This is a genomic window from Plantibacter sp. lyk4-40-MEA-4, assembly GCF_030209415.1.
GTDB classification, from domain to species: Bacteria; Actinomycetota; Actinomycetes; order Actinomycetales; family Microbacteriaceae; genus Plantibacter; species Plantibacter flavus_A.
Genome location: NZ_JARVSA010000004.1, coordinates 169151 through 192535, shown reverse-complemented (window position 1 = coordinate 192535; position 23385 = coordinate 169151). Strand labels below are relative to the sequence as shown.

21 protein-coding genes are annotated in these 23385 nt (G+C 66.4%); 6 read left to right on the top strand and 15 right to left on the bottom strand.

Annotation, left to right across the window (positions count from 1 at the left end):
* Positions 1–22: 22 nt before the first annotated feature.
* The 8 genes from QRN44_RS09025 to QRN44_RS08995 form a co-directional block, all read right to left on the bottom strand.
* On the bottom strand, positions 23–1330 hold the full coding sequence (locus QRN44_RS09025) for a lipopolysaccharide biosynthesis protein (protein ID WP_285038930.1): 1308 nt from the start codon (positions 1328–1330) through the stop codon (positions 23–25).
* Complete coding sequence (locus QRN44_RS18605; protein WP_350310097.1) at positions 1327–2373, bottom strand: glycosyltransferase; 1047 nt, start codon at positions 2371–2373, stop codon at positions 1327–1329. The genes QRN44_RS09025 and QRN44_RS18605 overlap by 4 nt, the downstream gene beginning before the upstream one ends.
* A 38-nt stretch (positions 2374–2411) precedes the next feature.
* A complete protein-coding gene (locus QRN44_RS09015) occupies positions 2412–3569 on the bottom strand; it encodes a polysaccharide pyruvyl transferase family protein (protein ID WP_285038928.1) in 1158 nt (385 codons plus the stop codon).
* Entirely contained in the window at positions 3550–4077 is a 528-nt protein-coding gene (locus tag QRN44_RS18600) for a glycosyltransferase (protein ID WP_350310096.1), read from the bottom strand. The genes QRN44_RS09015 and QRN44_RS18600 overlap by 20 nt, the downstream gene beginning before the upstream one ends.
* A gap of 563 nt (positions 4078–4640) precedes the next feature.
* The gene (locus QRN44_RS09010; RefSeq protein WP_350310093.1) at positions 4641–6041 is read right to left on the bottom strand and encodes a sugar transferase; all 1401 of its coding nucleotides are present in this window, start codon (positions 6039–6041) and stop codon (positions 4641–4643) included.
* Between the two features lie 319 nt (positions 6042–6360).
* Entirely contained in the window at positions 6361–7368 is a 1008-nt protein-coding gene (locus QRN44_RS09005) for a beta propeller repeat protein (RefSeq protein ID WP_285038926.1), read from the bottom strand.
* Positions 7365–7964, bottom strand: a complete 600-nt coding sequence (locus tag QRN44_RS09000) for an arsenate reductase/protein-tyrosine-phosphatase family protein (protein WP_285038925.1) — start codon at positions 7962–7964, stop codon at positions 7365–7367. Before QRN44_RS09000 ends, QRN44_RS09005 begins: the two co-directional genes overlap by 4 nt.
* Positions 7961–9343, bottom strand: a complete 1383-nt coding sequence (locus QRN44_RS08995; RefSeq protein ID WP_285038924.1) for a tyrosine-protein kinase domain-containing protein — start codon at positions 9341–9343, stop codon at positions 7961–7963. The genes QRN44_RS09000 and QRN44_RS08995 overlap by 4 nt, the downstream gene beginning before the upstream one ends.
* Positions 9344–9524: 181 nt before the next feature.
* Between QRN44_RS08995 and QRN44_RS08990 the strand changes: the two genes are divergently transcribed.
* From QRN44_RS08990 to QRN44_RS08980, 3 genes are all read left to right on the top strand, one after another.
* Positions 9525–10247, top strand: coding sequence for a CPBP family intramembrane glutamic endopeptidase (locus QRN44_RS08990; protein WP_285038923.1), 723 nt, complete (start codon positions 9525–9527; stop codon positions 10245–10247).
* Positions 10248–10408: 161 nt separating this feature from the next.
* Positions 10409–12169 (top strand): DUF4012 domain-containing protein, encoded by a 1761-nt coding sequence (locus QRN44_RS08985; protein WP_285038922.1) that lies wholly within the window; start codon positions 10409–10411, stop codon positions 12167–12169.
* A gap of 143 nt (positions 12170–12312) precedes the next feature.
* Positions 12313–12861 carry a hypothetical protein gene (locus QRN44_RS08980; protein ID WP_285038921.1) on the top strand — a complete coding sequence of 183 codons (549 nt, stop codon included), beginning with the start codon at positions 12313–12315 and terminating at the stop codon, positions 12859–12861.
* 77 nt (positions 12862–12938) lie between these two features.
* On the opposite strand, the gene QRN44_RS08975 is transcribed toward QRN44_RS08980, so the two are convergent.
* On the bottom strand, positions 12939–13118 hold the full coding sequence (locus QRN44_RS08975) for a hypothetical protein (RefSeq protein ID WP_064296076.1): 180 nt from the start codon (positions 13116–13118) through the stop codon (positions 12939–12941).
* 358 nt (positions 13119–13476) lie between these two features.
* Here QRN44_RS08975 and QRN44_RS08970 point away from each other — a divergent pair, with 358 nt between their 5' ends.
* Both QRN44_RS08970 and QRN44_RS08965 read left to right on the top strand, forming a co-directional pair.
* Positions 13477–13911, top strand: a complete 435-nt coding sequence (locus QRN44_RS08970; protein WP_285038920.1) for a hypothetical protein — start codon at positions 13477–13479, stop codon at positions 13909–13911.
* Positions 13908–14774, top strand: coding sequence for a CPBP family glutamic-type intramembrane protease (locus QRN44_RS08965; RefSeq protein WP_285038919.1), 867 nt, complete (start codon positions 13908–13910; stop codon positions 14772–14774). Before QRN44_RS08970 ends, QRN44_RS08965 begins: the two co-directional genes overlap by 4 nt.
* Positions 14775–14916: 142 nt before the next feature.
* On the opposite strand, the gene QRN44_RS08960 is transcribed toward QRN44_RS08965, so the two are convergent.
* From QRN44_RS08960 to QRN44_RS08945, 4 genes are all read right to left on the bottom strand, one after another.
* Positions 14917–16779 (bottom strand): glycoside hydrolase family 2 protein, encoded by a 1863-nt coding sequence (locus tag QRN44_RS08960; protein WP_285038918.1) that lies wholly within the window; start codon positions 16777–16779, stop codon positions 14917–14919.
* A 208-nt stretch (positions 16780–16987) separates the two neighbouring features.
* Entirely contained in the window at positions 16988–18316 is a 1329-nt protein-coding gene (locus QRN44_RS08955) for an ABC transporter substrate-binding protein (protein ID WP_285038917.1), read from the bottom strand.
* 81 nt (positions 18317–18397) lie between these two features.
* Complete coding sequence (locus QRN44_RS08950; RefSeq protein ID WP_231884367.1) at positions 18398–19168, bottom strand: carbohydrate ABC transporter permease; 771 nt, start codon at positions 19166–19168, stop codon at positions 18398–18400.
* A 151-nt stretch (positions 19169–19319) separates the two neighbouring features.
* On the bottom strand, positions 19320–20261 hold the full coding sequence (locus tag QRN44_RS08945; RefSeq protein WP_064295785.1) for a carbohydrate ABC transporter permease: 942 nt from the start codon (positions 20259–20261) through the stop codon (positions 19320–19322).
* Positions 20262–20482: 221 nt separating this feature from the next.
* On the opposite strand from QRN44_RS08945, the gene QRN44_RS08940 reads away from it, so the two are divergent.
* The gene (locus QRN44_RS08940) at positions 20483–21496 is read left to right on the top strand and encodes a LacI family DNA-binding transcriptional regulator (protein ID WP_285038915.1); all 1014 of its coding nucleotides are present in this window, start codon (positions 20483–20485) and stop codon (positions 21494–21496) included.
* Here the strand turns inward: QRN44_RS08940 and QRN44_RS08935 are convergent.
* Both QRN44_RS08935 and QRN44_RS08930 read right to left on the bottom strand, forming a co-directional pair.
* On the bottom strand, positions 21486–22064 hold the full coding sequence (locus tag QRN44_RS08935; protein WP_285038914.1) for a hypothetical protein: 579 nt from the start codon (positions 22062–22064) through the stop codon (positions 21486–21488). The genes QRN44_RS08940 and QRN44_RS08935 overlap by 11 nt on opposite strands.
* Entirely contained in the window at positions 22061–23377 is a 1317-nt protein-coding gene (locus QRN44_RS08930; protein ID WP_285038913.1) for a signal peptidase I, read from the bottom strand. Before QRN44_RS08930 ends, QRN44_RS08935 begins: the two co-directional genes overlap by 4 nt.
* Positions 23378–23385 lie beyond the last annotated feature (8 nt).

Sequence of the window (23385 nt, the reverse complement as noted above, 5' to 3'; positions counted from 1 at the left end):
CACTCGCCCTTGGGACTGCAACTCACGAAACTTCGCGAGGCGAGCCCTTCTCGGACTGAGGAACGAACCGATCTTCGTGAACATTAGGCCAAACTCCAGTCATAAATCTTGGTGCTCGAATGATGAATCCGATAGAGGTAACGGTCATCGCAATTGCCCAACCCCCAATGAGGAGCAGCGGCTCGCCAGTTCCAATTGCAGCGCCATACGCGACGAGGCATGCGACGGCTAGCGGAGCCAAGTATCGGAGTTCGAACTCCGGGTGTCCGGCGCCGGTCAACAGCAGTGTGGCGGAGATCGTGACAACGTTCGCTCCTTGCGCGATGCTGACCACGGCGATGATGCCGATCACGAGCAGATCTGGCTCGCGGCCCTGAAGCATGATCCAGGCGATCGTCCCGGTCACGCTACCCGCCGCGATGTACAAGAGCCCGACCATGCGCTGGGAACTAGCCAGCATTCTCAGAGCCTCGGAGAGGCGAGCGGTGCGGGCTCCCTCCGAAATGAGACCGGCGGCCAGCGCAATCAGCGCAATCTTCGGAATCGTCGCGAGTCTCGTTGAGATGTCGTAGGTGGCGAGTAGAGATGGGTCCGCAACGAGGCCGAGAGCCCACCGGTCGAGCTGTGTGGCAATAATGCCAAGCGCGGTGGCGAGACCTTTGACGGTGACGAAGCGCTTTAGTAGTGAGCTTAGGTCGATACCATCTTCTGAGGAAAAACTGTCGCCTCTGCGCTCGCACAGAATTCCAATGAGGAACTGTGCGAGACCGCCCGCGACTACGCCAATGCCCAAGGACCAGTACCCTGTGCCTATTGCTAGGCTCGCCACTGTGGCCGTTGCCTGAGTCAGGGCCCCCGCGAGAAGGATCGCAGTGCGCTTGCCGAAGTTTTCACGGCCAAGTGAAATTGCCGCAAACACGACGCCGACGCTACGCATTGTTGTACCTGCGGAAACAGCGACGATCAGCCACATCACTCGGTCGGTTGGGGCGCTGGTGATGTCCGAGAGATGGGAGTACAGCGGCCAAAGCAGCACCGCGCAAGCCCCAAGAATGACCGGCGGAGCAGCCGTGATTGCCGCAAGCTTGGCGACGAACTTTCTGCTCAAACGTCGTTCGGCGGCCAACTTTGTGGCAAGACTGGTCGTTCCGAAGTCAAAGATTATGAATATAGTAGACAAGGTCGAGACGAGCGCCCAGACAGCGTAGTCCGAAGTTGAAAGAAATAGAGCACCAGTCAGAGGCACAACCGCCACAACGCCGCTACTCACGAGTGCCGGAGCGCCTCCACGCAGCAGCTTCAGATAGTCCGTAGATCTCTTTTGTTTCATCTCAGGACATCCTTAAATGGCGGCGCTTCGTCAACTGGCCCTTTATCGACCAGATGGGACGCCAGGTCTAGGTCAGTGACATTGTAGGCTGCTACCAGCCGAAGGCGAGCATCGGATTCGGTGTAGCGCAGTGCGGCAGAACGCGTCGCGGACTTGATGCCTTCACGGTAGCTTGGCTCGTCGAGGAACCGTACGACGGACTCGGCGAGATCGCCTACCTCTATACCGCCGAGGGGGTAACCGAGAGAGTCGAGGGCAGGTAAGTTTCTGCAAATGACCGGTACGCCACTCGATGCTGCCTCCGCTATTGACATCGGAGCAGACTCCCACGCCGCTGTGTGTAGGTACAACGTGGCGCTTTCCAACTGTTTGGCAACGTCCTCCTTGCTCAGCCAGCCCGTAACGTCGACACCGGCGTCTCGAAGGTACTTGCGATCGTCGGTGTCGCCGTCGCCGATCCAAACGAACTGGGAGCGATCGCCGACTCGGGTGGCGATATCTGCGAAGAGGCGCGGCAGCTTTTGGTGGCCGATTCTGCCGACCATCACCACTCTGTCTGTCTGCGTTGTAGCGGTGTTCCCTGGCGCTACGACAACGTTCGGGACGAAATGGACTTCCGCCGGACCTCCGAGAGCTGTGCACAGCGAGCCTTCGTGCGGGCTCACAGCCACAAATGCGTCGGTCTGGCGAGAGAGAAGACGCTCCGCCCAGACATAGGCAGCGCGCTGCGCACGGCTGATATCCGTTCGTTCGAAAGCGAAGCAATGTGGTGAGTAAACCACGTGCGCGCCCTTTGGCACGAGAAGTCGTCCCAGGCCGGCGAGGCTGGAGTGGAAGTGGACAACATCGGGTCGAATGACGGAGATGTTTCTGCGCACCCAGAGTAGGAATGGAACGAGTGGTCCGTCGAATCGTCTGACGTCTACTCCTGCGGGCATCACATATGAAGACTCGCCGCTACGTGGACGTACAAGCGCAACGGTATCTGCCTCAGGTATCAGGCTCATCAAGCGTGCCATGGCGCTTTGGACGCCGCCGCCCATAGCTTCGGTGACGTGCACGACCTTCGGACGAGGCGATTTCACGAGGGGTTCAATTTCGACTTGTCGCGAGATTCAGCGGTCGAGCCTTTGGGGCGTCGAGCAGTGTCCCGAAGCTTCTGAACGACGCTGGCGTGTTGCGCAAGGATCTCCGGCATCTTGAGGCGTACGGCATTCCAGTACCGTTGAGGATCGTCCATGATCTTCAACTCCAGACTGCGGATGGTTTCGAGCTGGGCGTCACGTGCAGGAAGCACGTACTCGGGAAGTCCTAAGTCATCGAAGGCTCCCCACCCCTTTCGCTCGTAGCTGAGATGGATGGCTGGGAAGCCTTGAAGCAGAGCCGAGAGGGCGCCATGCATACGAGTGCTGATAATGATCCGTGGTTGCCGTTCTTCGAAGATATGGGAGAGCGTCGGTACGGTGTCCTTGGCGAAGCGTTCCGTCAGCGGGCGGTCATTATTGGCGCCAACCTCGGATTGCACTGCCCAATCGTAGCTGCCTGTTGATGCCATCTCGGCGAGTAGATCGTAGTAGTGCCGCGGGTTCTTCAAGTTTCGGGCCACGACGACCGGGGGCCCAGAAGGAATTGACTGTGTAGATCTCGAGATGGTTCTCGCGATTTCGAGCACCGCGAGATCCGGTATGCGCTCGACCGTCGAAACGGTGGCAAGATCCCGCGCCGACCTGTCGTCTCGTACCATCACGGACGAGATTCGCCGCAGTCGGCTTCGGATGGCAGTTAGGTACAGCCCGTGGAACGGCCCAATACTTTGCGGCAGGTAGACGGCAAACTCGCCGACAGTTGCCGCGAGCCTGAGCTGACCGTAGTGAGCACCGAGCGACTTCAATGACTCCAGGAAGTGACCTCCGCGAAGATATCCCCCACCAACTGCTACGACGAGGTCGGCTTTCGCCACAGCTGCGCGGATTGATCGGGATGGCCCGAGGAAAACGGTTGAGACCATCGAGAGGTTTCTCGAAAGGCCGGCCTTTCCGGCGATCGGGCCACCCCATTGAGTCACATCAGCACGTGCGAACGCCGAGGCGTCTGCAGCAATCACCACAATTTCCGTGGTTCCAAGGGCATCCGCTATCAGCTGCTCCGCCAATTGAACGAGGAGGCCGTCGCCGGCGTTTTTCGGGCTGTACGCGTGAAGCAAAACAACCTTAGGCGGGTTAGCGGTTGAGTTGGTCAATGATCTCGCTCTTTCCTCTCAATTGGGATGCAGCTATAACTCCTCGATCGAATGCGTCCCGTCGCAGCGCTTCAGATGCGCTGAGGTGCCGAACGACTTGGGCGAACGTGTCCGGTGAGCTGAAAGTCCACAGTGGTCCCTCCTGCTGCAGATCTTGAAAGACGTCTATCTCGCTTGCGATGACGCCGCGACCGCGTGCCCAGGACTCCCACACAAATAGCGGGTTCAGTTCCCACCGGCTGGGAAGGAATGAAGCGTCTGCCCAGTCAAGGTGTGACTGAACGGATCTCACGTGGTCGCGATATTCTACGACGTGGTGCCCGTGTGATTTGTCGGCGAGCGATTCGACGAAGGAACGATCCTCCCCGTCGCCGATTATACGGAGGTGGACAGGAGTCTGAGTGGCAGCGAGCAGCCCAGCAATTCGATCGAGCCCCTTCTGAGCTGAGAGCCGCCCTGCAAAAAGTAGTCGCACATGGTCCGTACATGATTGCCGGTGCGGAGCCATCTGTGTGCTGTCGATAGATATCCGGTTGCGCTCCAGAACTGGGTTCGACGCAAACTTCCGATTGCGTAGCTCCGCGACGGCTCTGCGTGAAGGAGCCGTCACAAGCTGGGCGCTAGTCGCAGTACGCCTGACCAGGATGTCTTCAACTTTACCTTGAAGACCCGTGCCGTCCTGGCTTGGCAATTGGTGGAAGGTCGCGACCAAGTTGGCATCTGATAGCTCCAGACGGGGGAGTGTTCCGAGTACCAGATGACTCGCTCGCATTAGTGAGTAGACCGAGGACGAGGACTTGATAAGCGGACGGATGGCCTTTCTCGCGTGGAGAATGCCCCTTGGGCTACGAGGTAGATCGAGAAGATGAACCTGTGCAGCGAGCGAATACAACTCATCGAAGTGACGATTGCCTTTGAAGAGGACTACTGCGTCGATTCGATCTCGCGGCATCATCCGTAGCAGTCCGAACAGCGCCCCTTGTGCGCCGCCGCCTTGCAGCCAGGGGATGACTACCAATATTCGCGCTCTTGCCGGCCCAGTGTCGGGTTGTGGCTTGTCTGGCTGCGCCATCAGTGGGCTTCCTTGCCTGGAGCCACAACGGCCCGGATCGTCCGCCAGAGGATGACGACGTCGCCCATGAGCGACCAGTTCTCGACGTAGTACAGGTCCAGTCGGATCGCGTCCTCCCAGCTGAGCGCCGAGCGGCCGCTGACCTGCCAGAGGCCCGTCATGCCGGGCTGCACGATGAGGCGGCGCTTCGCCGCGGAGTCGTAGAGCGCGACCTCGCCCTCGCGCTGCGGACGCGGGCCGACGAGGCTCATGTCGCCGCGGAAGACGTTGATGAGCTGAGGGAACTCGTCGAGCGAGAACTTCCGCAGGGTGGCGCCGACGCGGGTCAGGCGTGGATCGTTCTGCACCTTGAACAGCGGGCGATCGCTCGTACCCTGTTGGGCGAGCAACGCCGCGAGCTCGGCGTCGGCGTTCACCCGCATGGATCGGAACTTGAGCATGTTGAAGGGCTCGCCGTTCAGGCCGACCCGCTCCTGGCGGTAGAGCACCGGTCCAGGGCTGGTGAGCTTCACCAGGAGGGCGACGACGAGGAGGATCGGCGACGCGACGAGCAGGATCGCGCCGGAGCCGAGGATGTCGAAGAGCCGCTTCGAGAACCGCTTCCGGCCCTCATAGCGCGGCGTCTCCACGTGGATGAGCGGCAGACCGGCCACCGGCCGCGTGTGGATGCGCGGGCCACCGATGTCGGTGAGGCTCGGCGCGACGATGAGGTGCTGACGACCGGGCTCGAGGCTCCAACTGAGCTGCCGGACCCGTATCGGCGTGAGTTCGTCGGAACTCGTGATGATCACCGTGTCCGCACCCGTCGCCTCGAGTGCCTGCAGCACGGTGTCGACGGTGCCGGAGACCGGGATCGTGGTCGATCCGAGGGTGCCGCCGACCTTGCCCGTCGGAACGCAAGCGCCGACGACGCGGTACCCGGAATCCGTCGATCGACCCAGCTCGGCGGCGATGTGTTCCGCGGAATCGGCGGACCCGACGAGCAGGACGAGCGAGGAGTACTTGCCACGGGATCGCTGGACCGACAGCCACTGCCGCCACATCCAGCGCGACAGCAGCAGCACGAGGATGCCGAGCGGGAACGCGAGGAGGAAGTACCCGCGGGCGAGGTCGAGCTTGAAGAGGAACGCCACGATGGCCACGAGACCGAAGAGCCGGACGCTCGCGTCGGCGATGAGCTTGTACTCCGCGTTGCCGTTGCCGACGATTCGAGCCTCTCGGGTACCGAACACGCGGAGGGTCAGCATCCACGCACCGATCAGGACGAGCGAGATGATCGTGTAGTTCACCGCGACGGACATGCGATTGGAGAATCCCACGTTCGTCGTCTGTTGATCGAAGTCGAACCAGACCAGTTGCGTCCCGAAGACCACCCAGATCAGGACGAGAGCATCCGTCAACGCGAGACGATTCGCGTACACGCGTCGCCAGTCGCGCACGACGACACCAGGCGGGGCGGGGGCAGTGCTCGCGGGCGTCGTTGGCAGCGGCACGGAAGGCTGCGACAACATGCGGTCTCCGTGGTGGAACACGTAATTACTACTGATGACGAGAAGTGAGGGAGGCGTTTCGATACGGGACTGTATCGGTCTTGTTGACACTAGCGGTGGAGATGCCCCACATCTGTCCCCTTTTTGGCGGATGTGCCCCATTTGGGACGCAATTGCAACAACTGTAGGGAAAACCCTACGGTGCAGCACCAGACGCGGGTGGGGCGTTTCAGGAGATGACAGCCCCCCAAGAGGCGCCGCCATCGGGCGAGCTGAAGAGCAGGTCGCCCACCCACAGCCAACTGACCCCTTCGGCTGAGGTGAGCGCGGCCGGTGCGGTGAGATCCACCCCTTCGACGCACCCGACACCCTCCGGCGCGGACGTGGCGGTCAAGGTCGCGCCGGACACGCGCAGCACGCCGAGGCCGGTACAGCCAGTGACTCCACGAGCGGCGAATAGGATCTGTTCCGGCCGGAGTTCCAAGGCATGGATGCCGGCGAACGGAATCGCCGTCCATGAGTCGTTCGACGCATCCCACTCGGCGAGGGCGGCCGAGCAAGCCGTCACCGTGCGAGTCGCGTCTGCCGCGAGCGCCTCGATGATCGGGCAAGGCGCCACCACCGGCTGCCCTGCCATGACGACCGTGGTCGAGCCGTCGGGCGCGACCGGTGTCTGGTAGGCGATGGTCGAGAGCAGCTCGGGTGTGGACATCCAGGTGTCACCGGCGTCAGTCGATGAGTACCCGCCGACCGCACAGCCTGCGCCGGCTGAACCGACGAGCTGAACTTCGTCCTCGCTCGTCGCCGTGAGGGCGTAGACGACACGAAGGTCGAACGCCTGGGCTGTCGGGAGCACCGCCCACGTGACACCAGCGTCCTCGCTGCGCTCGACGACGGCGGGAGCTTCGCAGGACCCCTGCGTCGCGCGCCAGATGACGGTGGCACTCCCCGCAGCGATGAACCGGTCGCTCGGCTCGGCGGCAGCAGGCTCCTCGGTCGGTTCCGGTGAGGCGGAGGCAGACGGCGCACCGCCGAACGTGGGAATCGGTCGCTGTGTCGCGTCGTCCGCGCTGCGGCCGTTGGCCGTGAGCGCGAGCCCGACGAGGATGACGTCGGCGACGAGGAAGAGTGCCAATCCGATGAGCGCCAATGTCCGGCGTCGGGAGCCGAGGCGATCCCGGAAGGTCTCCTTGCGATCGCCCGCGCGATACGTCGACCTGCTCTGCTTCGGTGTCACGCTCGGTCGCCCGCCTGAGCGAGTCGATCCGCGATGACGGAGACGTGATCATGGATCTGGTCGCCCACCCGAGCGTAGGTGGTCGCGCTCCGGCGGTAGGGATCTTCGATGTCGTCGTCCTCCGGGTCCTCTGGCGGCGGAACGGAGCCACGCTGCGCGGCGACTTCATCGACGAGCGCCCACGGGTCGGAGACGGCGGGGGCCTCCGCGACGAGCCTCGCGAACTGCGGCACGGTGAACGTGACGCGGGAGGCTCGGGGGAGAAGCCGTGCCACGACGCTGCGGTGTTCGCGGGTCGCCGTCAGGATCAAGTCGGCATCGGCTACGAGGTCGCGGTCGAGCGGTGTGGGGACGTGGCCTTCCGGTGAGCCACCGAAGCGGCGGGACTGTTCGACGACCTCCTGAGGCATCTCGAGGCCCTGGCCGACGCCCGTGCCCGCGCTGGACACGGCGATCGGCCGGCCACCCGCGGTGACGCCGGCTGCGGCGAGCCGCGCGGTGAGGATCTGCGCACCGAGCGCCGAGCGGCAGATGTTCCCCGTGCAGACGAAGAGGACCGAGAACGGCCGGTCGTGGGTTCGGGAGGAACCGGTCACTTCTTCACGTCCTCGGCGTAGCCGTAGCCGGCGCCGTAGCCGTATCGGGCGTACCCGTAGGCGTCGGGCCCCTTGGTCGGCACCATCGTCATGACGAGTCCCGCAATGGAGGCGTTGACATGAGCAAGCGACTCGATGGCGCCCTTGAGCTGGTTTTTGTGTGTGCGACCCGCTGCCACGACGACCAGCGCTCCGCCGGTGTGACGGGCGAGGAGCGCACCGTCGGTGACGGGCAGGAGCGGCGGTGCGTCGATGAGGACGTAGTCGAACTGCTGCTCCAGGCCGCGGATCAGCTTCTGCATCGTCACGGAGCCGAGGAGCTCGCTGGGGTTTGGTGGAACGGCGCCGGCAGGCAGGATCTGCAAGAGCCCGCGCCCCCAGGGCTGCATCGTGTCGTCGAGGGTCGCACGCCTGATCAGGACATCGCTGAGCCCGACCGCGCCCTCGATGTCGAAGTAGTTCGCGAGTTTGGGGCGGCGGAGATCGGCGTCGATCAGCACGACCCTGTGGCCGGCGTCGGCGAGGGCGATTGCCAGGTTCGCCGCCGTCGTGCTCTTCCCCTCGCTCTGGATCGACGAGGTGATGACATAGCTGCGTGGCTGATCGGTGACGTCGAGGAACTGCAGGTTCGTCCGCAGGCTGCGGAACGACTCGGCGCGGGGGCTCTTGGGATCGGCCTGCACGATGAGCGGACGCTGCCTCGCCTTCGGATCGAAGGCGATGCCGCCCATGAGCGGGATGTCGGTGACACCTTCGACGTCGCGCTCGTTGCGGATGCGGGTGTCGAGCGTCTCCTTCAGCACGGCGAACCCGACCCCGAGCGCGAGACCGACCAGGAGGCCGAGGGCGATGTTGAGCGGGACGTTCGGGCTCACCGGGGTGTTCGGGACGTCGGCCTCCTGCACCCGGGTGAGCTTCACCGGGCTCGATGTTCCGTTTTCGGGGGTCTCGATTTTGGCCACCACGTTCGTGAGGCTCTCGGCGGTGGTGTTCGCGATCTCGGCGGCAAGCACCGGGTCCGGACTCACCGCGGTGATCTCGATCAGGGTGGTGTCGAGCGGCGCGGACGCGGTGACCTGGTCGGCGAGCTGCGCCGAAGTGATGTTGAGCTGCAGGGTGCCGATGACCGGAAGAAGCACTATCGGGGTCGTGACGAGGTCGGCGTAGGTCTTCACCCGCTGCTGCGTGAAGGTGTTGCCCTGAGCCAGTTCCTGCACGTTGTCACTGGACTGCGTCGAGACGAAGACCTTGGCGGACGAGCTGTACTCGGGTGTCTTGATGAGCGAGTAGGTCGCCGCCAGTGCGACCCCGAGCAAGGAGAGCGCGACGATCAGCACCCAGTACTTGCGAAGGACACGGAGATAGTCACGAAGCTCCACGCGGTGGCATCCGATCAGTCAGAGGGGAGAGCATGGCGCCTCGGTTGGAGGCGGCCCCGAAGAGGGGGTTGTGAGCCATGGTGCCACAAACCGTCAGCTGTTCCCGAGCGTCGTGATCAAGCGAGTCGACGCGTGGCGTAGCTTTGCGACCGTGACGGACGACCAAGGAACCCCTTCGAGCATGGACACGCGAAGCCCGAAGACGAGGCTGACCATCGCGCTCACCGGGCTCGCGGCCGCGGCGCTCCTGGCCGCGATGATGCGGGCGGGGGTGCAGATCCCGCAACCGTTCGACGCCCTCGGTGGTTATGTGCTCGTGTGGGTTCCCCTCCTCGGCGCGGTGCTGCTCGCCCGGTTCGCCGTTGTGGCACCTCGTGGAAGTGCGCCCGTGCTCGGCCTCGCTTTCCGACCGATCGACCTGCTGTGGGGGCTGGCCGCGGGGCTCCTCCTCCGCATCCTCGTCAGCGCCCTCGAGGTGGTCGTCTATGGTTCATTGCCGGCGACGGCCCCCGGCGGAGCGCCGACCGGGAGTGCGCTCATCGTGATCTCGTTCATCGTCGCCGTGCTTGCGGCCACGGTGATCGCCCCCGTCGTCGAGGAGCTGTTCTTCCGGGGGCTGCTGTTGCGATCGGTGCGCGGCAGTCTGCCCGGCCGGGCGGCTTGGATCGCCGTCGTGATCTCGGCAGCGCTGTTCGCTTCGCTCCACCTGGTGGTCGCGAGTGGACCGTCGGAAGCACTCGTCACCGGCGTCGGAACATTCCTCGTCGGGCTCGGAACCGGCACCGCTGCTGTGCTCACCGGGCGCCTCGGTCCGGCCATCGTGACGCACATCGTCTTCAACGCCTCGGTCCTCGTGCTCGGTGTGACCGCCGTGACCGGTGGAACAGGCGTCGTGATTGAATAGCGCCCATGCCGTCCCCATCCGACGACCGTCGTTCATCTTCCGGCGATCGCGCCGCCGCCCGACGGTCCGAGGGCTCGAGCCGCGCTGACGGTTCCCGCCGGAGGTCGAGCGCCAGTTCCCGGGCACGTCGTCGGGAGGGTGCGCGTGACGAGCGGCTGAAGGTGCGCCGTCGCAGGACGCTGCTCATCGTCGGAGGGCTCGTCCTCGTCATCGTCGCCGCCGTGGCCTGGATCGGCGTCCGCGCGTTCCTCGCCAAGGGGGAACTCGAAGCGGCCGTTCCGCTGGCGCAGACGGTTCGCGAGCAGGTTGTCGCCGACGATCCGGCCGCAGCCGGGAAGACCGCTCGGGAGCTGGCCGCGCACGCGCGATCGGCCGCCGGCCTCACGAGCGACCCGATCTGGCGGGCTGCCGAGGTCATCCCATGGGTCGGGCCGAATCTCTCTGCCGTCCGCGAGCTGGCCGGGGCGACCGAAGACGTCGCCGTCGGCGCCATCACACCGTTGGTGAACCTCGCCGGGTCGCTGCGGCCGGAGCTGTTCAAGCCCGTTGACGGCGCGGTGCCACTCCAGCCGATCGTGGACGCCCAAGAAGACGTCCGTAAGGCCGACGACGCGTTGGAAGGCGCCGCCAAACGCGTGCGGACGATCGATCAAGGCCCACTCATCAGCCAGGTCCGTGGAGCCGTCGATCAGCTCCGCCCCGTCCTCACCGAGACTGCAGACACCGTGGACGCGGCGAGGCGCGCGAGCGACCTGATGCCCGCGATGCTCGGCGCCGACGGACCGCGCACCTACCTTGTGATGTTCCAGAACCCCGCCGAGCCGCGGGCGAGCGGCGGCAACCCGGGTGCGCTCGCACTCATCGGTACCGACGGCGGCAGGATCTCGTTGCTGCAGCAGGCATCGACGGCCGACTTCCCACGCTTCCCGGAGCCGGTCCTGCCGCTGCCCACCGAGACGGCCGGCATCTACGGCAACATCACGGGCCGCTTCATGCAGAACGTCACGCTCACGCCGCGGTTCCAGCAGTCGGCGGAACTCGCCTCAGAGATGTGGTTCCAGCGCTTCGGTACTCGCGTCGACGGCGTGCTCAGCATCGACCCGATCGCCCTCGGCTACCTGCTCGACGCGACCGGCCCCATCCCGCTCGCAACCGGCGACGAGCTCACGACCGACAACGCGGCGCGGCTCCTGTTGAGTGAGGTCTACAACCGCTACCCGTTGGGACCGGAGCAGGACGCGTTCTTCGCCGCGGCCTCTGGTGCCGTGTTCGACCGGGTTGCATCCGGCAACTTCGATCCGACCAAGCTCATCGGTGCCCTGGCGAAAGCCGGGACCGAGCGACGTGTGCTGATCTGGAACGCGGCCGAGGCGGAGCAGGCGCTGCTCGACGGCACGACCCTCACTGACCTGCTTCCCACGGCCGAGCAGGCTCCGCAGACCTTCGGCGTCTACGTCAACGACGCCACCGGCAGCAAGATGGGCTACTACCTCGACCTGCAGACGGCTACCGGTGTCGCGAAGTGCGGTTCGGACGGTCAACTGCTCGGGTTGCGGCTCACGCTCACGAACACGGCTCCAGCGGATGCGGCTTCGACGCTGAGCGACTACGTGACCGGTGCCGGTCAGGTCGGCGTGACGCCGGGCAACTTCCGCTTCAACATCGCCGTCTATGCACCGCCGGGGTCCTTGCCCGGCGGAGTCCAACGAGACGGCGTCGACCTGCCATCGCAGTTGGCCACCGACGGCGAGTTCCCGGTGACGCAGTTCAAGATCGAGCTTGCTCCAGGGGAGAGCACGACCATCGACCTCGGTGTGACGGCGTATGACGCTTCAGGAACGCCCGGAATCGTGGCCACACCGAAAGTTCATCTCTTTGAAACACAACAAGCGTCCATTAACTGTGAATTTGCTCTACAGTGAGAACTGTTGTCGCTCTTGACCCGTTTTCGGGGGGTGTCGGGGAGGCACGATCTACTTCCGCTGTGAGACGACATCGTCCCGGCGGTCGGCTACAGCACTGTCATTGCACCAGCACACCTGCAGAGCCTTCAAGGGGACATCACATGATCAAGAAAATCACCGCGGTCTTCGCGCTGGCCCTCGCAGGCCTGTTCGTCGCACCCATCGCCGCCAACGCTTCCTACGTGCCGGACGCCGGCATCACGGTGAGCGGATCGGTGACCGCCGGCGGCACCTCCACCGTCTCGTTCGGCGACGGCGGCTTCCAGCCCGGCGAGACCGTCTCCCTCGCCCTGACCGGTGAGAACGCGACTGGCGCCACGCTCGCCGCTGTCGAGACCCAGACGATCCAGAAGACGGCCTCCTCCACCGGCGCCGTCAACCTCAACGTCACGCTGCCGACCAACGCGACCGGCTCGTACACGGTCACCGGCACCGGCCTCACCACGGGCATCGTCGGCACCGCGACGCTCACCGTCACCGCTGCTGGTTCGGGCTCCGGCTCGGGCGGCAACGACAACGACCTCGCTGACACCGGCTTCGGCGCTCCGGCGTTCGTCGTCTGGGGTGCAGCCGGCGCAGTCGCCCTCGGCGCAGCGCTCATCGCGGTCCTCGTCATGGTTCGTCGCCAGCGCGCTTCGCTCGCGGCCTAGTCACACCGCGGCTCACGCCGCACACGAAACGGCGGCCGGTGCTTCTGCACCGGCCGCCGTTTCGTCGTTCCCGAGCCCTACGCGTCGTCGCTCGGGTGGTCGGGGTCTTCCTCCTGGTTGAAGTTCGAGGCATCGGGGTCGTGGCCGACCGCGAGGCCGTCCTCGCTGTTGGGGATGGTCTGGTTCTCGCCCAGGCCGCCCGGCTTCGGCGTTCCCTCGCTGCTGTTCTGGTCAGTGTCGTTCGTGTCGTTCGTCATGGAGAACAGGTTAAGAGGCACGCGAGCGCGCTTGAGCGGGCTTGACAGGGTGCCTGGGCGGCGGTTCTGGGCCCTTCGACAAGCTCAGGGAGCGGGAGGAATGCTCAGGGATCGGGAGGAGTGCTCAGGGAACGAGGCCCTTCGACAGGCTCAGGGACCGGTGGGGTGGCTCCGGGACCGGTGCCCTTCGACAAGCTCAGGGACCGGGCGGAGGGGCTCAGGGACCGGGCGAACCGACGGTTCTTGCGGAAAACGGATAGGCCGGGACATACCTCCCTTCCGGGGGACAGATGACGGGCAATACAGTTCGAGCAGCCTGGGTCCGGTCGTCGGATCCTCCACGACCGAAACGAGCATCATGACCGCCACCGCCGCTTCCAGGACCGCACCGAAGCCGATCGTCATCTCCTTCTGGCTGTGGGTCGTCTCCGCCGTCCTCTCCGTCATCTCCGGGGTCACGGCCGCCATGTCCGCCGGGACCGTCGCCGAGGCCGCAGCCGAACAGTCGGCCTCGGGAGGTGTGCTCTCCTCGAGCGTGCTCCTGATCTCGACCGCCGTCGGCGCGTTCATCGTCGGCGCACTCCACGTGCTGTTCGCCTTCTTCATGCTCCGCGGTCGCAACTGGGCTCGGATCGTCCTCACCGTGCTCGGCATCCTCTCCGTCCTCGGTTCGATCACCGGGCTAATCGCCCTCAACCCGCTCTCCTTCATCTTCGTCATCGTGACCATCGTCGCGATCGTCCAGATGTACGTGCCGGCAGCTCGCGAGTACTTCGCCGCGAACAAGCGATGAGCGACCACCCTGTCCCGGCGGAGACCGCCCCGCGCCCGGGCTCGCGCCAGGAACGGGCTGAAGCTCGCCGCGCCGAGGCACGCCTGCCCTACAGCCCCTCGCCTGACACCCGGTGGGGTACCCCGACCGCGCTGACGACATTCGTCGCGATCATCGCGCTCCTCGTCGCCGTCGAACTCGCACGGACCTTCGGCGTCCTGTCCGGCGAGGTCGGCACGATGATCATGTGGATCATCTTCGACGGCGGCATCCTCGTCGCCCTCGCGATCGTCTGCCGCACCTGGGGAAGCGGGTCCTGGGCGAAGGACTTCGGACTCCGCTTCCGCTGGTTCGACGTGTTCATCGGGCTCGGTTCCGCCGTCGGCATCCAGCTGATCGGTGGCATGATCGGCCAGTTCGTCATCGCCCTCACCGGCGAGACGCCGAAGTCGAACATCGCCCCGCCGTCGCCAGAGCTCGTCTGGGTGCTGGTCAACACCGTGTTCGCCACGGCGATCGTCGCGCCGTTCTGTGAAGAACTCCTCTTCCGCGGGCTCCTGCTGCGCGGATTCCGGAACACGATTCTCCGCGGGCGGACGACGAACGGCGTGCGCCGAGGTGCGGCGACGCCCACGACCGCCCGACGTCGCACGGCGGCGGTCGTCTCGGTGGGAGCGAGCGCACTGATCTTCGCGATCGTCCACCTCTACGAAGGCTGGGGTAGCCCGGTCACCATGGTCACGCTCGGGCTCACCATCCTCGTGCTCGGCACGGTGAACGGTGTCTACGCCGCGACGACCCGTCGCCTCGGACCGGGCATCTGGACGCACGTGTGGTTCAACACCTTCACCGTGCTGCTGACGCTGGCACGCAGCGGGAGCTGACCCGGGCACCGGTCCTTGGGCGAAGAAGGGAGCCCGTGGGCCCTCCGACAGGCTCAGGGACCGGCGGTGGGTCGGCTGGTTGGGGGTGTGGGCCCTTCGACAGGCTCAGGGACCGGGTGGGGGTCTGGGACCGGACGATCGGTCAGGGGGCGGAGTTGCGGACGCGGCGCTCGTAGGCGGCGTCGGCCGCGAGCACCGCTCGCACGCGGGCGAGGTCGAACTTCGGCTTGCGGTCGAAGTCGTAGATGCCGTTCTGCTCCTGGAACGTGTCGGTGAGCTGCGTGTAGCAGTAGCCGAACATGTTCTCGTCGTCGGTCAGCACGCGGACGAGCCCCGCGAAGCGCTCGTGGAACTCCTCGACCGACGCCACCCGCGCTCCATAGCCCCAGGAGTCACCACCGGTGTCCGCCGCCGCGAGCTCCGCGTTCCACCAGATGCCGCCGAACTCCGACACGAAGAACGGCTGCCCCTCGTACGGCAGGGAGATGGTGCGTCCGTCCTCGAGGTTCGTGAACGGCTCTCCGTCCGCGATCCCAGCCTGCTCCACAGCGAACGCCGCCGGGTCCTGCTCGTAGGAGTGCGCGTCCCACACGTCGGTCTCCCGCACCCGGTGCGCGTAGCCTGAGGCGTCGATCACCGGCCGACTCGGGTCGATCAGCTTCGTCGCGAGGAACATGCCACGCGTGACGTCGTCGAGGACGGTCACGCGGTCGTGCAGCGTCTGGTGCGTCTCGTTCAACGGGCACCAGCCGATGATCGACGGATGGTTGACGTCGCGCTCCAACGCTTCGACCCACTGCGTGATGAACGACGCCGTCGGCCCCTGGTTGTGACCGACCGTGCCGGCACCCGACACCCCCCAGTCGCCGAACTCGCCCCACACCAGATACCCGAGCCGGTCCGCGTGATAGAGGTACCGCTCCTCGAACACCTTCTGGTGGAGCCGCGCACCGTTGAACCCGGCGTCCAACCCGAGCGTGATGTCGGCAACGAGCGCGTCATCGTCCGGCGCGGTCATGAGCGAGGACGGCCAATACCCCTGGTCGAGCACGAGCCGCTGGAAGACGTGCTCGCCGTTGATCAGCACCGCAGTGCCGTCGATCGCGACACTGCGCAGCCCGGCGTAGCTCGAGACGCGGTCGGTGACGTCGCCCGCACCGTCGCGGATCTCGATGTCGAGGGTGTAGAGGAACGGGTCGGCGGGGCTCCAGAGCCGCTGCTGGTCCGCCGGGACCTCGAGCCGCACCGACGGCGACATCGTCGACCCGAGCTGCGCGGTCTCGCTCGCGACGACGACACCGTCCGCGGACAGCGTCACCACTGCGGTCGCGCCGGCGGCGTTCCGGCTGGGGACGAGCGTGCAGTCGAACCGCCTGGCGTCCGCATCGGGGACCACGGTGAACCGATGCAGGTGCAGCTCGTCGACGGCCTCCACCCAGACCGTCTGCCAGATCCCGGTCGTTCGGGTGTAGTAGCAGTCGGTGTTGCCGTACCAGGTCGCCTGCTTCCCACCGGCCTTCGGCTCGTGACGGGTGTCGCGGGCGCGCACCACGATCTCGAGTTCCTGCCCCGGCTCGACCGCACCGAGCGGCACCCGGATCGGCGTGAAGCCACCCCGATGCCGCATCGCTTCGACCCCGTCCACCCACACCGTCGTGTCGTGGTCGACGGCACCGAAGTGCAGCACACCGTGCTTCCCCCGCCACGTCGCCGGCACCGTGAACCGCGTGCGGTACCAGACGGCCTCCATGAAGTCCGTGTGCTCGACGCCCGACGCGGCCGACTCCGGCGCGAACGGGACGAGGATGCGGTCGGTCAGTTCGCGGCCGAGGAGCCCGCGCTCGAGCCCGCTGTCGCCGGCGTCGATCTCGAACTCCCACAGGCCGTTGAGATTGATCCAGCCGTCACGGACGAGCTGCGGCCGGGGGTACTCCGGGCGCGGCTGCGGCGCGGTGTCGGCGCGGCCGGTCGGCAGCGGGGCGGGGAAGCGGAGAGGGTGCGTCATGGATGTCGTTCCGATGCGTGGTGGTGGGTGGAGGTGTCGTCGGCCCTTCGACAAGCTCAGGGACCGGGGTGGTTGCTCAGGGGCCGGGGTGGCCCTTCGACAGGCTCAGGGACCGGGAGTTCGGCTCAGGGACCGGGAGTTCGGCTCAGGGACCGGGAGTTCGGCTCAGGGACCGAACGGGCTGAGCCTGTCGAAGGGCGGGGAGCCGCTATCGGGCGTCGTCGACGGCCTTCGTCAGCTCGGCGACGAACGCTTCAGCGGCCTCCTTGGGGCTGGTCTTGCCGAACTGGACGTCCTGGTTGTAGCGGCCGAGGATCTTCTCGCTGTCACCACCGCCGACGGGCGTGATCGCCGGCGGGGTGCCGGACTCCTCGCGCGCGGCGTCGACGACGCCCGCCACGATCTGGTCCGTAGGTGTCAGGTCGGGCTCGATGGCCTTCTGGAAGTCCGGGTTCGCGGGCATGCCGCGTTCGGTGCTGAAGAGCTTCGCGACCTCGGTGTCGGTCGTGAGGAAGTCCACCAGCAGTGCCGCCTCGGCGGGGTGCTCGGACTTCGACGAGACCGACCAGTACATCGACGGCTTGAGGTACTGGTATCCCTCGGAGGCGTCCTTCGCCGCGGGGAACGGGAGCATGTCGAGCTGGTGGTCGGGTGCGGCGGCCTGGAACGCGGTGAGCACCGACGACGGCTGGAAGGTCATCGCGACCTTGCCCGTGCTCATGTCCATGAGGTCGATCGCCACACCGTTGCCCTCGGCCAGCTGCGAAGCGCTCGGGGCCGCGCCGCTCTCGATCTGGTCGAGTGCGTACTGCCAATAGCTCTCCACGACCTCGGGCTTCAGGATGACCTTGCCGTCTTTGTCGTAGATGTCGTTGCCGTGCTGACGGGCCCAGAGCGTGAGGGTCGGCATGTCGCCGCCGAACGGGGACATGCCATGGACCGCACCGCCCGAGGCCTCGGTCACCTGCAGGGCGACGTCGTTGAGCTCGTCCCAGGTCCACGTCGTCGCGTCGGGCAGCTGGATCCCGTACTGCTCGAAGATGGACCGGTTGACCATGAGGCCGACGGTGCCCACGCCGATCGGCACGCCGTAGAGCTCGTCCTTGACCTTGCCCTGGTCGAGCACCTCGGCGCTGAGGTCGGAGGTGTCGAGGAACTCGTCGAGTTCGCCGAGGTCGGCAAGGGCGCCGCGCTGGGCGTAGGAGGCGAGGTAGAGCTGGTCGAACTGCATGACGTCGGGGGCGTCTCCGCCGGCGACCGTGGTGGCGAGTTTGTCCCAGTAGCCGCCCCACTCGGTGGACTGGCCCTTGACGGTGATGTTCGGGTACTTCTCCTGGAAGAGGTCGATGGCGGCGCGGGTGCGCTCGTCGCGGGCCGTGGCACCCCACCAGTTGAAGGTGATGGTGACGTCCTCGTCGCTGAGGGACTCGTCGCCGTTGCCGCCCCCGACGGCGCAGCCGGTGAGGGCGAGCGCCGAGACGGCGGTTGCGCCTGCGAAGCCGAGGAGACGGGACCGGGATCGTGGTTGGCGTTGCATGATGCTCCTTTGCATGGGTGGGTCGGCCCTTCGACAGGCTCGGGGACCGGGTTGTGGATCGGGGACCGATTGGGACCGGGGCTACTTGCCTCCGGTGGTCGCGATGCCCCGCAGGAGGAACCGCTGACCGAACAGGAAGGCGAGGAACACCGGCAACAGGGTGACGACGCTCATGGCGAAGAGCGCGCCGTAGTCGGATTGCGACTGGGTGTCGACGAACGACCGGAGGGCGACCGACGAGGTGTACTTGTCGGGGTCGGTCACGAAGATCAGCTGGCCGAAGAAGTCGTTCCACGTCCAGATGAAGGTGAAGATCGCCGTCGTTGCGAGTGCCGGGGTCATGAGCGGGAGCATGATCTGCACGAAGATCCGCAGGTGACCGGCTCCGTCGATCCGCGCCGCCTCGTCGAGCTCGCGCGGGATGCCGCGGATGAACTGCACCATGAGGAAGATGAAGAACGCGTCCGTCGCGAGGAACTTCGGCACGATGAGCGGCAGGTAGGTGTTGATCCAGTCGAGCTGGGCGAAGATGACGTACTGCGGGATGATCAGCACGTGGATCGGCAGCATCATGGTGAGCAGCATCGCCGCGAAGGCGAAGCGTTTGAACCGGAACCGCAGCCGGGCGAAGCCGTACGCGGCGAGCGAGCAGGTGAGCAGGTTGCCGATGATCGACCCGACGACCACGATCGCCGAGTTCGCCAGGTAGCTCCCGAACGGCTGCGCGAGCGCGTTCCAGCCGTTCGTGTAGTTCGACGCTTCGAAGGTGTCGAGCACGAGACCCGGGTTGTCGAAGATGTACCCGTTCGGGCGGAGGGAGGACGCCACCATCCACAGCACGGGGTAGAGCATCAGCAGCCCGAGCAGGATCAGCAGTGCGTGCTTGCCGATGCTCGAGATCCGCTGTCGACGCAGGAGCTTGGCGCGCTGAGCGTCGCTCCGCTCGCGACGGGCGGCCGCATCGGGTGAGAGGCCGTCCTCGGAGGAGGGGCGGGTCTTGAGGTCAGTCATCGTAGAACACCCAATACTTCGAGGCCCAGAAGTTGATGGCCGTGGCGGCGGCGATGATGATGAGCAGGAGCCACGCGATCGCCGACGCGTACCCCATCTGGAAGCTGCCGAAGCCCTTCTGGTACAGGTAGAGCGTGATGAACAGCGTCGAGTCGGACGGCCCGCCCGATCCGTTCGACACCACGTAGGCCTGCGTGAACGACTGGAACGCGCCGATGATCCCGAGCACGAGGTTGAAGAAGATGATCGGGCTGAGCAGTGGCAGGGTGATCGACCGGAACTGGGTCCACCGCCCGGCACCGTCCGTCGACGCCGCCTCGTAGTACTGTCGCGGGATCTGCCGGAGGCCGGCGAGGAAGATCACCATCGGGGCGCCGAACGTCCACACGTGCAGGATGATCAGCGTCGACAGCGCGGTGTCGGGTTCGGAGATCCACCCGGGGCCCTGGATGCCGAAGACGGCGAGCAGCGCGTTGACGAGTCCGCTCGAGCCGAAGACGAGCCGCCAGAGGACCGCGATCGCGACGCTGCCGCCGAGGAGTGACGGCAGGTACAGCACCGACCGGTAGAACGAGAGCCCGCGCATGCCGCGATCCAGGAGGACCGCGATCGCCAGGGCGACGATGAGCTGCAACGGCACCGAGACCACGACGTAGGTGATGGTCACCCCGAGGGACTGGTGCAGGCGGGGGTCTTCGACCATCCGCTGCGCGTTCTCCAGCCCGGTGAAGTTCGGGTTCTGGAGGAGGTTGTAGTCGGTGAACGACAGGTAGAGCGAGACGAGGACCGGCCCGAGCGTGATGACGAGGAAACCGATGATCCAGGGCCCGAGGAACAGGAGCGCCGCACGGTTGTCCCGGAACTCTGAGGCGTCGCGGTGCTTGATCGCCCCCTTCGGCGTCCGTAGCGCGCGCAGCTCGTTGAGCGCGCTCATGTGGCGGCTCGGGTGATGGGTGGTGGGCTCTCGAACATGCTGCGCATCTCCTTCGACTCGCTGCGACCGTGCTGACAGGGAGACACGCTAACGGCTTGTGCTACGTAGCACAAGACGCAGTTGGAAAACGCTTGCCGCGATGATCCGGACGTCGTGGAGTCGCTACGCTTGCGTCAGGACGGACGCACGGTGGAGCGTGCGCGACCGACGGGGAGGCACGGATGGCAGTGACCGCACGGGATGTCGCGCAGGCGGCCGGTGTCTCCCAGCGGACGGTTTCGGATGTCGTGAACCTGCCGGGGCGGGTCGGCGCCGAGACCCGCAGGCGCGTGCAGGCGGTCATCGACGAGCTCGGCTATCGGCCCAATCCGCACGCGCGGGGGCTCCGCAACAACCGCAGTGGACTCATCGCGCTCGTCGTCCCCGAGCTCGATGTGCCGTACTTCTCCGACCTCGCCCGCTGCCTCATCCCTGAACTCACGAAACGCTCGCTCACCCTCGTCGTCGACCAGACGAACGGCGATCCGGAACGGGAGCGCGCGGTGCTCACCGGGGGAGCGGTGTCCTCGACGTTCGACGGCGTGCTGCTCAACGCCCTCAACCTCACGGCCGCCGACGTCGAAGCCGCCGCCGCGACGCAGCCGATCGTCCTGCTCGGCGAGCGCGACTATGGCGCGAGCGCGGACCACGTCGCCATCGACGGTACCGAGGCGGCCTACCTGGCGACCAGGCACCTCATCGAACGCGGATGCACGCGCATCGGCGCCATCGGTCGGCAGGCCCATTCCACGGGCACCGCGAAGCAGCGCGTGGACGGGTTCACGAGGGCGATGCGGGAGGCTGGCCTCAACCCGAACCGGTATATGGCCGAAGGGGAATACGATCGCGCGAGTGGTGCGGCCGTCATGGGCGAGATGCTCGACGCCGGCGATCCCCCGGACGGCGTGTTCTGCTTCAACGACCTCATGGCGCTCGGCGCGATGCGTGCGGCGTGGGATCGCGGCGTCGACATCCCGCACGACCTCGCCGTGGTCGGCTTCGACGACATCGAGGACGGCCGGTACGCGATGCGGTCACTGACGACGGTCGCGCCCGACAAGGAGGCCATCGCCCGCGAGGCCGTCGCCATGCTGGTCGAACGCGTGGCCGGACACGTCGGGCCGGGGCGCCGGGTGCGCGCCGGGTTCGAGCTGATCGTCAGAGAATCGTCCGGTCCGGCGCGCCTCACCCGATGACGGCACACGTCGGGTTCGTGCCGAGGAGTCCTGTCCCCACCTGCACGACGGCCCACGGCGACGTCCAGATCGTGTCTCGAGCGAGCGGCGGGACGATCAGGCTCGACGGCGCCACGCGGACGCCGAGATAGCCGGACCCACCGAGCAGGCCGGTGAGCAGTCCGTCGAGTAGAGCGCGGTTGAAGGTGATCGAGTACTGCCTCGTCGGGTTCGGCGTCGGCGAGGTCGCGGCCGGTGTGACCGCCGCCGAGGCGAGGGCGATCGTGGACGACGTGTTCCCGCCGCCGACTTGGATGTCCGCCGCGCCATACCCCTCCGGCATGGCGAACGTCAGGGTGTAGGAGTTGATGACCAGTCCGACGCCGAGCACCGACGTCGTCGAGATGGAGCACCCGCTTGCTCCGGCAAGGTAGACAGGCTTGGGGATGCTCAGTGCGGCGAACGTCGCGGCACCCGACTCGGCGTCCTGCCATGCGGCCTCCACCGGTTGCGGAGCAGGAGCCGCGACGAGCGCGACCGTGGTCGCGAGGACGACCGCCGCGACGTGTCTTGACCGCGCTGGTCTCATCGAGCGCTCCTCGCGGAGCGCGAGTGCTGACGCAGCGCACCGAACCACGCACCGACGAGACCGATCAGGATCGCCCCCGCTGCCGCCCAGACCGCGAATTCGATGCTCGCGCCGGTGCGGGGGAGCGTGGTGATCGGGCCGGGCGAGACCGAGAGGTCGTCACCGACGCCCTCCGCCGTGACCGTGAGTGCGACCGAGGCGTTCGCCACCGCTGCGCCGGACGGCATCCGGACGTCGAACTTCAGCCACCACGCCTCGGTGCTCCTCATCGAAAGGACCGCGCGCTCGACACCGTCGACGGGCACCGCCATCTCGTCGAACAAGTGGGTGACGGTGCCGACGCAGCCGGCTGCGGTCCAGCGGACGGAACAGGCGTCGACCGCCATGACGAGTCCGAGCTCTGTCGAGCCCGAGCCGACCATGGTCACGTCGATGGAGCCCGGTGTCGCCTCCGGCTTGGTCGTGATGCCCACCTCCCAGGGCGTCGACCGACCCGGGGTGAGGGACCGCATGGCCGACGGGTCGCCGATCGAGGTGAGCACGACCGCCTCGCCGGCGATGACGTCCATCGTCGGCTCGGCGTGGGCAGGAGCGGCGCCGCCGATCGCGAGGCCGGCTCCGAGGAGCAGGGCGACCGGTGAGCAGCGGAGCGCGGCGTGGCGAGCCGGTCGTGGTCCGGCTCCGTCGGCACCGGCAGCGGTCGAGCGGCGCCGCGGAGCAGGACGACCGCCGCCGCCCGCTCCTCCCTCACCACCCGGCGGGCGCTTGCGATCCGAGCGCGGCCAGAACGCCCACATGACGAGGGCCGAACAGCTGAGCGTCAGTCCGCCGAGGACCCACGGGTTGGACAACCACACGACGAGGTACGCGAGCCCGGGCACCGAGGCGAGCACGAGGCGGACCGTCGAGACCGTGTACGGCTCGGGGTCCTCCGACCGGTTCGCGTCGCCCTGCATGGTGATCGTGCGTTGTGGTCCTGCGGTGTCGACGCCGCCGCTCACCGAGGTGACGCGGTGGGTGACGGGCAGCTGGCCGGCGCGGTCGACTGTCACGACGTCGCCGACCGCGATGTCGGATGCCGGGATCTCGCGGACGAGCGCGAGTGAGCCGGTGGGGATCGTCGGGCTCATGGAACCGGTCTTGAACATGATGAGGGTCACGTTGAAGCAGGTCGCGAGGATGACGAGCACGATGCAGACCACCCCTCCGACGGCGGCGAGGTTGAGCAGGGTGTCTCCGACGATCGACGCCACCGAGCGGCGGGGCTGCTGCCGCTCGGTGGCGTCGATCGCTTCCGAGGAGGGTCGGGTCACGGTGCTCC